Raw genomic sequence first — 13,242 nt, forward strand, 5'->3', positions numbered from 1 at the left:
GGAGGCGAACGTGGCCGAACGATCGCCGCTCTTTCTGGGCCTCGTACGCCCGCCCAAGCTCCTCGGCCTGCCGATCATGTATGCCATGGTCTGGCTCTTCGGGTCGGTGCTGCTCTTCGTGTGGGTGCAGCACTTGGCTGTCCTGGGCATCGCCGCGATCCTCTATCCGGTCCTCTGGAAGGCGGCTGACTGGGATCCCCGCTTCATCGACGTGATGATGACCGCGCTCCAGGAGACCCCGCCGACACGGAACCGGTCCATCCACGGGGGCGACAGCTATGCGCCATAGTAAAGCCCTGGACGAGACCGTCGATGAACGCACCCTCATGCCCGACTGGTATGCCCGCGAGAAGCGCCTCGCGCATATGCTGCCCTATGTCAGCCTCGTCGATGACCAGACGGTCCGGACCCGGGTCAACGAACTCTTCCAATGCATCCGCCTGAGCGGGGTGAACAGCTACACCACTGACGATACCTACCTCGACAAGGTCACGGCGCTCTTCGCCCGGATCATCGCGCAGCTCGGGCCGGAGTTCAGCTACTACGTGCACAAGGTCTCGAAGTCGATCACCCCGGACCTGCTCCCGGTTCAGGGTGACGGCTTCGCGGCGGCGGTGGATGATGTCTGGCGCGCAAAGCTGGCCTCGGCAGGTCTCCGGGACAAGACCCTCACACTCACAATCATCCACCGCCCGCCGCCCAGGAGCTTTCTTGGATTCGTGAACCGTTCCGCGCCGGAGCGATTCAAGGAAGAAACGGCCAAACGGGTCCGGCGGCTCAAAGAGGCAGTCGGGGCCTTCACCTCCGGCCTTGCAGAACTCAAGCCCCGTCTCCTTTCGGCGGCCTCTGGCGAGTTGGTTGGGTTCCTCGGCGCGCTCAACACCGGCCGCGAACTGCCGCTTTACCCCGCCAACCGCTACGGGTTCCTCGCCTACAACGTTGCCAACACGCGGGTGACGTTTCTGGAGGATCACTTCGAGCTTTCAGATGGAGTGGTCGGCCACCGCTTCGGCAAAAGCTTCACCATCGGCGAATATGCTGAAGGCACCACCTGCACCATGTTCGACATGCTCAACCTGCCGGTCGACATGATCGTCACCCATTCCTTTACACCGATCAATTCGAACCTGATGGCGGGCCGGATCAAACGTCAGAAGCGCCAGATGCAGGCCTCCCAGGATGCCGCCCTCTCGCTCCTCGAGGCGCTCGACATCGCCCATGACGATCTCGAGGCCAAGCGGCAGAGCTTCGGCGAGCACCATATGGTGGTGACGGTGTTCTCGGGCAGTCTCGACGAGCTCCAGACCCTCGGGGCCGAGATCGTCAACGCCGCCGCGGCCGAGGGCATAAAGATGATCGGCGAGCGGATGGCGGCGAAATCGCACTATTTTAGCCAGCATCCGGGCAACCAGCCGAAACGGGTCCGGGCCAGCGCCGTCACCAACCGCAACTTCGCGGATTTCGCGGCGCTGCATCGCACTCAGCTCGGCAAGGAAAAACACCAGTTGCCCTGGGGACAGGAGATCACACTCTTCCCGACCCCGGAACAGAGCGCCTATCGCTTCTCATACCACGAACAGGGCAGCCCAGACAAAGAACCCACCAGCGGCCACACCCTCATACTCGGGCGTCCCGGCTCCGGTAAGTCGGTCCTCTCGGCCTTCCTGTTGACGCAGGCCCGGCGGGTGGGTGCGCGCGTCTTCGTCTTCGACTACCGGCTCGGCATGGAGATGGCGGTTCGTGCCAATGGCGGGCGCTACGCTTCGATCAAGGCCGGGCAGGCGACCGGTCTCAACCCGCTCTGGACCGAGATCGACGCCCGCGGCACGGCCTGGCTCTCGGACTGGCTGGGATCGCTTCTTCATCGATCCGACAAACCGCTCACTCCGGCCCAGACCAACCGCATCCAGGAGGTGGTCCGCCAGAACGCCACCGCGACCGACCCCGCCTTGCGGAACTGGCGGGATTTCGCGTCGCTCTTCGTCTCCACCGATGACAATGGCGACCTGCACCAACGGCTGCTGGAATGGACGGAGGACGGTCGCTACGGCTGGATCTTCGGCCAGAGCCTCGAGGACACCTTCTCGCTCGAAGGCGATGTCGTGGGGTTCGACCTGACGGGCATTCTCGACAGCGAGAGCGAGAGGGAACGCATGGCGGTCCTCTCCTATCTCTTCCGCCGGATCGAGCGGGAGATCGAGGACCGGCGACCCACGATCATCGTCATCGACGAGGCCTGGAAGGCGCTCGACAATCCATACTTCGCCGAGCGTCTGTCGAACTGGCTGGTGACCGCCCGGAAGCAGAACACGGTCGCGGTGATGATGACGCAATACGCGAGCCAGTTAGAGCGCACGCGGACCGGCAAGACCATCGTAGAGGCGGTGCCGACGCAGATCCTGCTCCCGAACATCCGGGCTCATGCGTCCGACTACGCGATGCTGAACCTCTTCGAGAAGGAGCTCGACGTGCTTTTGAACACCGGCAGCGACAGCCGCCTCGCGCTCATCCGCGACGACAGCGGCTCCGTGGTGGTCGACGCCGACCTCTCGGCGCTCGGCCCCCTCCTGACCATCCTCGGCGGCATGGAGAAGGGCGAGGCCCTCGTCGGAGCCGACTACCGCGACCGGCCGGATTTCTGGAGGCTCTCATGATCCGCATCCTCGCCCTCTTCGTCGCCTTCGGCGCGTTGGCTTCCTGCGCGCAATACCGCGAGCCCCAGGCCAATTGCTTCGCCTTCCGCGCCTCCTTCGATGAGGCCGAGCCCGATTGCGTCTTCACCCCCATCGGAAACCCGGAAGACGGCATTGACGTCTAGGGTCGTCCATATCCTCCTAGCGGCTCTCCTGCCGGCAGCCGCGCTCGCCCAGGGCGTGCCCGTCAACGATTCCGGGCTGACGGCCCGCGATATCGTCGAGACCGGCGACCGGGACGCGGACCTCGCCGTCCAGCGCGACAAACTGGCGGTGAAGGAGCTCCTGACCGCGATCGAGCAGGAACAGCTCGCCGTTCTGCGCGCCATCCTCGACGCGCAGACGAGTTTCGGCGGCCAGGGCCTGCCGGGAATGGTTTCTGACCTGGAGGCCGGCAGCGGCGACGCCGAACGGTCCGCAGAGGCAGTCTACGGCTCGGGCGACGTCGATCCCAATCCGGGCGGCGCGAGCATGTTCGGGGATGCCGCGGAGAACATCGAACAGCTGATCATCCGGGTCGCCCGGGAGACATCCGGCCTCGCGGGCGTCGGCCGGGCGGGTCTCTCGGTCGTGCAATGGCGCGCGCTCCTGCAGGCGCTGATCTGGCAGGAGAGCCGGTTCTCCATCGGCGCGCGCTCGCCCGTCGGGGCCTTCGGCCTGACCCAGATCATGCCCGACACCGCCAGCGATCTCGGGATCAATCCGGAATATTATGACAGCCCCTATCTTCAGGTGACGGGCGGTGCGCGCTACCTCGCGGCCCAGCTCGCCACCTTCGATGGCAACATCATCAACGCGCTTGCGGCCTATAACGCGGGTCCGGGCCGGGTGTTCGAATATGGCGGCGTGCCGCCCTTCAAGGAGACCCGGCACTACGTCACGGTCATCCCCGAACGCTACAACCTCTACCTCGCCCGCATCGGCGGCATCGAGGCGCTCGGCACGATCGATCCCGCGCTTCTCGCCAACTCAAATCTTTCGTTCATGGGCCACGGCGCAGCTTTCTACGGCAACAATTCGCCCGCCGCGATCCGGCAGGCGGCACTGCGGATCCAGGACATCGTCACCCGGATCGGCAGCACCGAAGACCTCCAGGAGAGCATGGCGCTCAACACCTATGCCCGCGCCGAACTGGTCCGCCTCATGGCCGCGCGCATTCGCCTCAAGGCCGCGCGGACCCGGCCCCTGAGCGCCGCCCAACTCGCTCAAGCGGCGGCCCGCCTGGCCGAAAACGAATTCATGGAGTTCACTTTGGAGGATCTGGATTGATACCCCGAATAGTTACAGCAGCAAGACCGCTTCGCACATTTGCGTTTTCCTGCGCCTTGGCCCTCAGCGCGCCATTCATGACCTCAACCCCGGTCCTCGCTCAGGGCGTGCCGGTCGTCGACACCCAGAACATCGCCCAGAACATCCAGCAGCTCCGGCAGATGATCGAGGATGAGATCCTGCAGAACGAGCAGCTCACCCAACTCCGCGAACAGCTTGCCACGCTCACGGACCAGCTCGCGGAGTTGCAGCGGACCTATGAGGCGCTGACCCGTCTGGCTGAACTGCCCGAGATCATCCGCACGCAGATGGAAGACGAGCTGAACGGCCTCCTCGACCAGGAGTTCGGGGATATCCTCGCCACGATTCAAGCGATCAAGACCGGGGATTTCTCCGGGCTCACCGGATCCGGCGCCGGCGAGATCGAAACCCAGATGGACCGGGTCCTGGCCGATCTCGGCTTCGACGAGGACACGCTCTCGGAGATGGCCCGGAGTGGCAACCCCGGCGCGGGCCGGGTGGCGACCATGGCCACGACCGGCGCGCTGGTCTCGGCGGCGGCGCAGAACAGCTATGAGGATGCCGGGCAGTCCCTCGAACGCGTCGACCGGCTCGTCGGCCTCATCGACGACATGGACGAGCTGAAAGAAAGCGTCGATCTCAACACCCGCGTCACGGCGGAGCTTGCCATCGCGCTCGTCGCCATGTGGCAGCTCGAAGCGATCCAGACCGTCGGCGACGGCACCGGCGGTGTCATCGATGCCGCCACCATCGCCGAGGAACAACGCTTCATGGAGTTCACTCTCCCGGACTTGAATGCGGACTGAGGACTGATTTTTGGACGAAGAAACGGCCATCATCGAGGAGGAACTGGTTTACGGCGCGCTGAGACGGGAACGGCTCTGGCAGCGCCTGGGCCTCCTCGGCATGGTCTTCGGCATTCTCGGCTGCCTGAGCGCGGCGGCCGTCGCCATCCTCGATGTCGACCCGCCGCCCGTGGTCGTGCCTTACGACCCGGAAACCGGCTTCGCCCTGCCCGAAGCCTCGGTCGGCGCCACCACCGTCACCGAGAACCGCGCGATCATCGAGGCGGAGGTCTTCCGCTACGTGACCGACCGCGAGGTCTACAACCAGCTTGACAACGACCTGCGCATCCGCGGCGTATTGCGCCGCTCGGATCGCGCGGCCGGGGCCTCGTTGCGCCAGATCTGGAATTCGGCGAACGCGGACTATCCCCCGAAGGTCTATGGGCCGAACGCCCGTCTCGACGTCGAGGTCCTCAGCATCAACCTGATCGGCAGCAACCGGGCGACCGTGCGGCTCCGCAAGCGCCTGACCTCGATCCAGGGCGTTCAGGCGGGCCTCTTCACCGCGACCCTGCTCTTCGAGTTCCGCCCCGAGACCCGTCGCACAATCGACGAGGTCTGGACCAACCCGTTCGGTTTCACCGTCGTCGAATATTCGATCCGTTCGGACAGATTGGAGAACTAGGTGAAGATTTGCCTCATAGCGCCCCTGTCCCTGCTGTTCTCGACCGGGCTCGCCCTTGCCGAAGCGATCCCGCGCGGCGGGCCGAATGACAGTCGCGTCCGGATCGCGACCTACCAGGAGGGTCAGGTCTACCGGCTCAGCGTCTCGCTCACCCATGTCACGACGATCGAGTTTGGGACAGGCGAGAGCATCCGTTCGATCATCGCCGGTGACACGGAAGGGTTCGAGATCGACGGCGTGCCGGGCGGGCGCGCCTTCGCGATCAAACCCGTGGCGCGCGGCGTCCATACCAACGTGACCGTCTACACCAACCGGCGGAGCTACTATTTCAACGTCAGCGAGGTCTCGAGCCCGACCTTCTATGTCGTGCAGTTCCGCTACCCTGAGGACAAACGGCGCCCGGCAAACGCCATCGCGCAGGCCGCCCCGAACTACAATTATGGTGCCAGCGCGCGGACCGAGTTCACCCCGACCCGAGTCTGGGATGACGGCACCTTCACTTATTTCGCCTTCCCCCGGAACGCGCCGGTCCCGGCCATCTTCCGCTTTGCGGGCGGGCGCGAACGCACGGTGAACACAGGCGCCGTGGAGGACGGCGTGATCCGCGTCTCCGGCGTCAGCAGGCAATGGGTGCTGCGGCTGGGCGAGGACGTCGTCTGCATCGAGGCTGCCCCGCCTCAGGGTGGCACCTCATGAGCGACGACACAAACCCCGATCTCGAACGGCGTCTGGCGGCCCTCGAACAAGGCAACAGGCGCCCGGGCGCATCCACAAGGCGGCGGTCCCCGCTCCTCGCATTCCTGATGATGGGCCTCATCCTCGCGGGCGGCCTGGTGCTCTACCTGTTCTCGCAGCCGGAAGACGAGGTCGCCCTGCCGACGGCCACCCCGGACGAGTTCCAGCTCGAGGGCGACGGCTTCGGAGAGATCGAACCCTTCGTGCCGCCCCCCGCCCCAGACCCGGAAATCGTCCTCGTCGAACCTGCACCGTCCGAACCCAATGCCGAACTCCTCGCACAAATCGAAGCCTTGCAGGCCCAGATCGAGGAGCTGAAGAACGCGCCGGAGCCCGTCGTCGAGGGGGACAGCGCCGCGGCTGAGGCGATCGAGGCGCTGACCGCACGGATCGCCGCCCTACAGGACGCCTCCGAGAATGCTCAGGAACAATTCCAGGCCGAACTCGCCAAACGAGATCGGGAGCTGCAACAGCTGCGTATGGACCTGGACCTCGCGCGGCTGGAGGCCAACAAGCCGACACCCGCCCCGCTCGGACCCACCGACGAAGAGTTGCGCGCCCGCGAAGAAGAGCGGCTGCGGCTCGAAGAAGAGGCGCGGCGGCTGGCCGAGCTGCAACGCCGGGCCGAGGAGGAGCGTGCCTTCCAGAAACGGCGGATTTCCTCCCCCGTCATCGCCTTCGGCGGAACGGGCGGCGCCAATGCGGGCGAGACAGAACTTACCGAACGCAGCTTCGGCGAGGTGACGGATTTCGTGCTGAACGGCGCGTTGCCGAGCACCATCACACAAGCCGAAGTCATCGCCAACCCCTCAAACACCGTCATCCAGGGCACAATGATCCAGGCCGTGATGGAGACCGCACTCGACAGTTCGCTCCCCGGGCAGACCCGTGCCATCATCTCCGAAGACGTCTTCAGCTATGACGGCTCACGGCTCCTGATCCCGCGCGGCTCGCGCCTGATCGGACGCTATCGTTCCGGTATCGAGATCGCGCAGCGCCGGGTCACCATCGCCTGGGACCGGATCGTCCTGCCCAACAACCAGACCGTCCAGATCAGCGCCTTCGGGGGAGACGCGTTGGGCCGTTCGGGTGTCACCGGCTTCGTAGATACCCGCTTTGACGAGCGGTTCGGTTCCGCCGCACTGATTTCGATCATTTCGGCCGCCCCGAGTGTGGCCGCCGCCCAGGTAGAGGATGAGACCGCCGCAGACGTACTTGAAGATGTGGGCGATGACTTGGCGGACGCGACCGACAGTGTGATCGGCGACTACCTCTCCATCGGTCCCGTTATCTACGTCGATCAGGGCGCGCGCGTCACCGTGATGGTCGACCGGGATCTGGAGATTTTCTGAGATGACGCTCTCCTACCTCCAGACCTCGCTCGATAAGCTGAAGGACGCCGCCCGCGATGACGTGATCGAGATATGCATCAACCCGGATGGCTCTTGCTGGGGTGAGTTCCAGGGGGACCACTTCATGCGGGCACTGGATCAGCGACTGTCGGTTACGGAGGTGCGCGATCTTGGCAACCAGATCGCCTCCTCAGCCAACACGACAATGAGCAAGGACAAGCCCATCGTCTCGGTCTCGATCACCTATCGCGACCGCCCCATCCGCGCCCAGGTCGTGACCCCGCCTGCCGTGCTCTCCGGCATGTCGATCTCGCTCAGGTTCTTCTCGAGCCTGCCGCTGGACCAGATCGAGCTACGTTTCCTCTATGGCGAAGAGCGCAAGCTCGAGGAGTTGCGACAGGAGAAAAACCGCGTGCTGCGCGAGGTCGTCGCCGCCGGCGACATCTACGCGGCCATCCGCTTCTGCGTCGAGAACAAGCTCAACATGATCGTCTCCGGCGGCACCTCGACCGGCAAGACCGTCGCGGCTCGGAAAATCCTCTCCTACGTTCCCGATGAGGAACGGATCGTCACCATCGAGGAAGCCGCAGAGTTGCTCCCGGCCCAGCCGAACGCGGTGACCCTGATCGCCAACCGCGATGCGGAGTTCCAATCCGCCGATGTGCTTCTGACCACGACGCTGCGCATGAGGCCCGACCGGATCATTCTCGGCGAAGTCCGCGGTAAGGAGGCCATGACTTTCCTCGAGGCGATCAACACCGGCCATGGCGGTTCGATGACAACCCTCCATGCCGAAACCCCGCAGCTCGCCGTCCAGCGTCTCGCCATCGCCGCGCTCAAGACCGAGATCCCGATGACCTATCAAGACATGGTCCAATACATCGAAAGCTCGATCGACGTGATCATCCAGGCGGGCCGCGAAGACGGCCAACGCGGCATCACCGAATTCTATCTCCCCGGAACCGATCTCAGCGGAGGCATGACCCATGAAGAAGTTTGAATACGACATCTTGTTCTGCAAGGTGAAGAAGCAGAAGGACTATGAAGAGATGCGGCGCGCCCTGAACGAGCGAGGTGCCGAAGGCTGGGAGGTGATCTCCGCCGAGGCGGGCGATTATGGCTATACCGCGTTCCTCAAACGCGAGGTCATGGACCGACCGGCGGAGTCGGTGACATGAAACGCACGACCTCTCTCGTCTGCCTATTTCTTCTTTTGACGGGCACCATTGCATCGGCCAAACGCGACTTGGTCCCGACGCTCGATAATCAACCCGATGTCTGCCCCGATCAGCCGCCCGAGCCGGAGTGGATGCGGAACACCGAAGCGCGCGATGCCCACAAACGGCTCCTGGTCCAGCAAATCTACCGGTTTCAGAGCATGGAACGCATCGTCGACGCGCAGAGCTGCACATGCGTCACCCGGTATCCGTCTTGGGAGGCCGCCGAAGCGGTCTATTTTGATCGCTATTCCGCAGCTGACTATTGGAGCGTGGTCGAGGCGACGTCAGACTATCGCCGACAGGCGAACGATCTCCGAAAGCAGGCCATGCCGATCTGCGAAGCGGCCGGCAACTGGTAGCGGGGCATGAGCGTCGTCGCGTATTTCGTGGAAACCGCCGAAGGCTATCTGGACTCGGCAGCGGAAACCCAGTTCGGGGCCGTGGCCGCCACGGTCGGAACGATGCTGGTCCTTGGAACGACGCTCGTGGTCATCCTCGTCTGTCTCAACATGATCTACCAATACCGGTCCATGGACGGCCGGACCGCCTTCTGGCTCGCCGTGAAGATCGGCTTGATTGGCATATTCGCGACCAACTGGATCCAGTTCAACGCACTCGCATCCGCCATCCTGAACGGAATAGACAGCATCGCAGGATCGCTGGTCGCGTCGGTCGGCGGCGGGACGCCAGGACCGTCAGGGACCTTCGCCGAAGAGTTCGATCAGCTGATAGCCGCGCTTGGGGATTACTTGAACGCTGCGGGGTCCGAGTTGAACTGGATGGCTGGCGCGCTTCTCGACACGCTCGGCGTTCTCCTGCTCTCGATCCTCGGAGGGCTGGCGGCCTTCATTGTCGTCGCCTCCAGGCTCATGATCACGCTTTTGATCGGGATCGCTCCGGTGATGATCTTCCTGACCCTCTTCGAGGTGACCAAGGATTATTTCGCACGCTGGCTCTCGGCGCTGATCTCCTTCGCGATCTACCCCATCGTCATCGCCGGCGTTTTCGCGACCATCACCGGAGTCTCGCGCGCATTGCTCGCCGAACTTGGTGATCCGGAGGGGGCTTCGAACATCGGCGCCCTCCTGCCTTTCTTCATGATGGTCCTCATGGCCAAGGGGTTCATCATCGCCACCCCGTTTATCGTCCGATCGGTCTCCGGAAACATCATGATGCCTGCGCTCTCGGCAGGCTTTGGCGGAAGCTACGCCTTCGCCCGGGGCCTGGCAGGCAGCCAGCAGGTTTACAACCGATACGCCATCGGAGGCGCGACTGGTGCCGAATATGCCGCTCTTCGGGCCAGGCAGTTTCTCGGCGTTCAGGCGCTCCCGACCCGCCCTAATGCCGCGGGTGGCGCGCCGGCTGCACCTTCAGACAACTCATCCGGCACCGGTGCCCGCATGCTTGCGCAACTGGCACGGCTGAGCAGGTTGGGCAGACGGTAGCGCAGACTGGACGAGGCAGGTCTACCCGGAACAGGCTGTCCGCGGACAAAATCTTTGCTGCCTGCTGGGATCATGACAAACAGCATGAATGGTTTTGCGTTGGTGGCATCGTGCCGCGTCTGGGGACGCCACTCTGCTATAGGATCAGGCGCTACGGCATCAGCGCCGGTGTTGCTGTCTGGGACGTCCGTCCTGTATCCCGTTCTCAGATCAAAGCATTTGACGGCAAGCTTCCTATGGGAAATTGCCGGTAGCGGGCAGTAAATTGCAGCGATGTTCTCGTTGAATTTTAACTTGTCACTTGACAATTTAAGAGAGTGGAGTATCTAAGGTGCCAAGGAAGAAGCACACAGCAAAGGAAATCGAGGCTGTCATCCAGGAGCTCGAAGAGTTGGGGTGGGACCTTATTGAGGGCAAGGGGCACGCGTGGGGAATCCTCCGATGCCCGGCCAACGATAAGGATTGCCGCTGTGGCGAGTTTTGTCAGATGTCTGTCTGGTCGACCCCGAAGAACCCGCAGCAGTTCGCGAAAAGGATCCGACAGAAGGCTCTGGCCTGCGTGAAGCTTCAGAAGAACGACGAAGGTAATGCCAATGGCTGAAGAATTCGAATTCGAACTGGTCTTTGCGCTCCCCGACGGGGAGCACGATGCGTTCGCGCTCTCTGACGCGATCTTTGAGGCGGGTTTTGAAGATGCCCTCGTGGGCACCGGCAATGCTGGTCTTCTGGGTGTAGAACTGGAACTTGAAGGGGATGAGGCCGAAAGCGCGATCCTTGAAGCGGCGCGGGCGCTGATCAAGGCGCTGCCGCAGGGCACTGTCCTGCGCGAGGTCCGTCCCGACCTGGTGTCTCTCGCGGATGTCGCCGAGAAGCTCGAGGTGAAGCGACAGGCGCTCCAGCAGCGCAAGATGCCCCTCCCCGTTGCGGGTGGCCTCTACCGCATAGATGAAATGATCGAGGTTCTGATGGAGGCCTCAAACCCGGCAAAGGGGCAGCGCCGTCCGCGCTTCAACCTCGCTTCCGCCGCAAAGTGGTTTCGTGCGGGCCCCGCGGCCCGCAGGGTGAACGCCCAGTTGACGATGCGTGAGATCGACCCTGCGACGATTGAGCGAGCCCCTCGACCAGAGCGCGACGACCCTGGTTTTCTTCACCCGTGACAATGGTCGGCTCAAGGGCGCGGCCACAAGACGCCAGCGCAGCATTCTTTCGTGTCACCCGCATGTCGGCTTAGCCAAGCCCGAATTTCTCGCCCGTCTCGCTGACCTTTGCTTCCGAACCGGACATCTCCGCCTCCAACCGCTCCAGATCACTCACGGCGTCCTGTACCCGGACGACGTCGTCTTCTGTCGCAGCCTCCACCTCCAGATCTGCCTGCCACCCGAAATCCATCTCAAACTGCCGCTGATCGTCCGCGAGGACTGCGGCACGACCGCGCCGAGGCGCTTGAGCCGGACCGGGCTCAATGGGTGCATTTCCTCCGGTTTCCGTAAGTCCCATCCTGGCCTCGAAATCGCGCTCCGTCAGACCTGACCCTCGCGGCGCCGAAGGCATCGCCCGGACACTCAGGGGCAACTCCCCCATTGGCGGGACCGGCCCCTTCGGAAACGGCAGATCCCCCTCCTGCGCCGCGTGGATGCCTTTGAAAAACGGATCCTCGTAGTAAACAACCCGCTTCGCTCGGACCGGCATCTGCGCGTCCACGACCACCACGATCTCATCAAGCGGCAGACGTCGCGCCTCGTCCTCGGGCAGGAGCGCGACCTCCTCCGTCCGCTCGGACTGGCTGCGACCCTCGAACGGGTTCTTGCCGACCGCGCGGGAACGTGTGACCACGGTCTTGGTCGTCTTGCCCACGGCCTTGCTCAACTCCTCGACGGTCTTTTCGTCCGAGGGCGTGAGGTAGAGCTTGATCCCGGCGTTGCCCTGCAAGGCCCGCCGCGTGTTCTCGCCGTAGATCTCGTCGATGGCGGGGATGGTCTGGGTGACCACCGCGAGATGCCCGCGATAGGCGCGCAGCACTTCGATGCTCTCGGCCACGATCGGCATCTTTCCGAGGCGATTGAACTCGTCGAGCATGATCATGACCGGCCAGGGCTCGTCCGGACCCGGCTCCTTGTCCTGAAGCGCCGAAAGCAGGTCCGAGAAGAAGAGCCGGATCAGCGGTGCCAGCGGCTTCACCATAAGGGGCTGGACGACGAGATAGACGCTGAAAGGTTTCTTGCGGATCGTCCGGAAGTCAAAGTCTGAGGTCGCCGTCGCGTCGTCGATCGCCGGGTTCTGCCATTGATCGAGACCGGAGGTCATCAGGAGCGAGACATAGGAGGTCAGCGTGTCGTTGTTGGTGGACGCCAGCCGCGTGAAGATCAGCCGCGCCGCGGCGTTCTGGACCTCGTGGGCGCGCGCGAGATATTCCTTTTGCTTCTGCCCACCCGAGGCGGCGATGCGGTAGATCTCTCCTAGCGTCGGTCGACGACGCTGGAAGGCCAGGAGCCCGGCCGCGACGAAGAGATCGATCCCGCCTTTGAGGAGCCCCTGCACCCGGTCGTTGTCGTTCTGCAGGAAGAGCGTGGCCAGGAGCTGCAGCTCCATCTGCTGGCGGGCCGGGTCTTTAAGCTCATAGATGCGCAAGAGTGGATTGTAGCGATGCGTGCGCCTGTCCTCCCAATCCGTGGGCGCGAAGCGGAACACCGCGTCACCCTGTGCCGCCCGGTGGCGCGCCGAGGCCTCGAAGCACTCTCCCTTCACGTCCAGCACGACGGCTGAACCCTGCCAGGTCAGCAGGTTCGGGATGACGAAGCCGGTGGTCTTGCCGCGCCCGGTCGGGGCAACGATCAGCGCATGCGGGAAGGTCCGGGAGCAGAGGAACGGCGCCCGCGATCCGGGCTTGCCTAGCTTGCCGATGACAAAACCCGTGCCCGGCGCGCCGAAGAAGCCGTTCCGCTTCATCTCGCGGCGGGTCTGCCAGTGGGTGTAGCCGAACCGGGTGAGGGCCGAGCCCGACATCGCCAGGCTCATCATGAGGCCCGCCAGCAGATGG

The 13,242-nt window shown here is 63.8% G+C and carries 15 protein-coding genes; 14 read left to right on the forward strand and 1 reads right to left on the reverse strand.

Features of this window, described 5'->3' with window-relative positions; genetic code table 11:
- Positions 1 to 10 precede the first annotated feature (10 nt).
- The 14 genes from GKC28_RS14205 to GKC28_RS14270 all read left to right on the forward strand — a co-directional run bounded on the left by GKC28_RS14205 (position 11) and on the right by GKC28_RS14270 (position 11,362).
- Entirely contained in the window at positions 11 to 289 is a 279-nt protein-coding gene (locus GKC28_RS14205) for a VirB3 family type IV secretion system protein (protein WP_174147559.1), read from the forward strand.
- Positions 279 to 2,654 carry a type IV secretion system protein B4 gene (locus GKC28_RS14210; RefSeq protein ID WP_174147560.1) on the forward strand — a complete coding sequence of 792 codons (2,376 nt, stop codon included), beginning with the start codon at positions 279 to 281 and terminating at the stop codon, positions 2,652 to 2,654. Before GKC28_RS14205 ends, GKC28_RS14210 begins: the two co-directional genes overlap by 11 nt.
- Complete coding sequence (locus GKC28_RS14215; RefSeq protein WP_174147561.1) at positions 2,651 to 2,818, forward strand: hypothetical protein; 168 nt, start codon at positions 2,651 to 2,653, stop codon at positions 2,816 to 2,818. The genes GKC28_RS14210 and GKC28_RS14215 overlap by 4 nt, the downstream gene beginning before the upstream one ends.
- A 55-nt stretch (positions 2,819 to 2,873) precedes the next feature.
- Positions 2,874 to 3,962, forward strand: a complete 1,089-nt coding sequence (locus tag GKC28_RS14220) for a lytic transglycosylase domain-containing protein (RefSeq protein WP_368041124.1) — start codon at positions 2,874 to 2,876, stop codon at positions 3,960 to 3,962.
- A 77-nt stretch (positions 3,963 to 4,039) separates the two neighbouring features.
- On the forward strand, positions 4,040 to 4,789 hold the full coding sequence (locus tag GKC28_RS14225; RefSeq protein ID WP_174147579.1) for a type IV secretion system protein: 750 nt from the start codon (positions 4,040 to 4,042) through the stop codon (positions 4,787 to 4,789).
- A gap of 10 nt (positions 4,790 to 4,799) precedes the next feature.
- Positions 4,800 to 5,453 carry a virB8 family protein gene (locus tag GKC28_RS14230; protein WP_174147563.1) on the forward strand — a complete coding sequence of 218 codons (654 nt, stop codon included), beginning with the start codon at positions 4,800 to 4,802 and terminating at the stop codon, positions 5,451 to 5,453.
- Entirely contained in the window at positions 5,454 to 6,149 is a 696-nt protein-coding gene (locus tag GKC28_RS14235; RefSeq protein WP_174147564.1) for a TrbG/VirB9 family P-type conjugative transfer protein, read from the forward strand.
- The gene (locus tag GKC28_RS14240; protein ID WP_174147565.1) at positions 6,146 to 7,540 is read left to right on the forward strand and encodes a TrbI/VirB10 family protein; all 1,395 of its coding nucleotides are present in this window, start codon (positions 6,146 to 6,148) and stop codon (positions 7,538 to 7,540) included. Before GKC28_RS14235 ends, GKC28_RS14240 begins: the two co-directional genes overlap by 4 nt.
- A gap of 1 nt (position 7,541) precedes the next feature.
- Positions 7,542 to 8,540, forward strand: coding sequence for an ATPase, T2SS/T4P/T4SS family (locus GKC28_RS14245; RefSeq protein WP_174147566.1), 999 nt, complete (start codon positions 7,542 to 7,544; stop codon positions 8,538 to 8,540).
- Positions 8,527 to 8,718 (forward strand): hypothetical protein, encoded by a 192-nt coding sequence (locus tag GKC28_RS14250; protein WP_174147567.1) that lies wholly within the window; start codon positions 8,527 to 8,529, stop codon positions 8,716 to 8,718. Before GKC28_RS14245 ends, GKC28_RS14250 begins: the two co-directional genes overlap by 14 nt.
- Positions 8,715 to 9,119 (forward strand): hypothetical protein, encoded by a 405-nt coding sequence (locus GKC28_RS14255; protein ID WP_174147568.1) that lies wholly within the window; start codon positions 8,715 to 8,717, stop codon positions 9,117 to 9,119. Before GKC28_RS14250 ends, GKC28_RS14255 begins: the two co-directional genes overlap by 4 nt.
- A 6-nt stretch (positions 9,120 to 9,125) precedes the next feature.
- Entirely contained in the window at positions 9,126 to 10,205 is a 1,080-nt protein-coding gene (locus GKC28_RS14260; protein WP_174147569.1) for a type IV secretion system protein, read from the forward strand.
- Between the two features lie 331 nt (positions 10,206 to 10,536).
- Positions 10,537 to 10,806: a hypothetical protein gene (locus tag GKC28_RS14265; protein ID WP_174147570.1), complete on the forward strand. Its 270-nt coding sequence runs from the start codon at positions 10,537 to 10,539 to the stop codon at positions 10,804 to 10,806.
- Positions 10,799 to 11,362 (forward strand): hypothetical protein, encoded by a 564-nt coding sequence (locus GKC28_RS14270; protein WP_174147571.1) that lies wholly within the window; start codon positions 10,799 to 10,801, stop codon positions 11,360 to 11,362. Before GKC28_RS14265 ends, GKC28_RS14270 begins: the two co-directional genes overlap by 8 nt.
- Before the next feature lie 70 nt (positions 11,363 to 11,432).
- Here GKC28_RS14270 and GKC28_RS14275 read toward each other — a convergent pair.
- Positions 11,433 to 13,242 (reverse strand): type IV secretory system conjugative DNA transfer family protein (locus GKC28_RS14275; RefSeq protein ID WP_174147572.1); only part of this gene is annotated, 1,810 nt, incomplete at its 5' end.

The sequence above is a fragment of the Leisingera sp. ANG59 genome (genome assembly GCF_013317235.1).
GTDB lineage: Bacteria > Pseudomonadota > Alphaproteobacteria > Rhodobacterales > Rhodobacteraceae > Leisingera.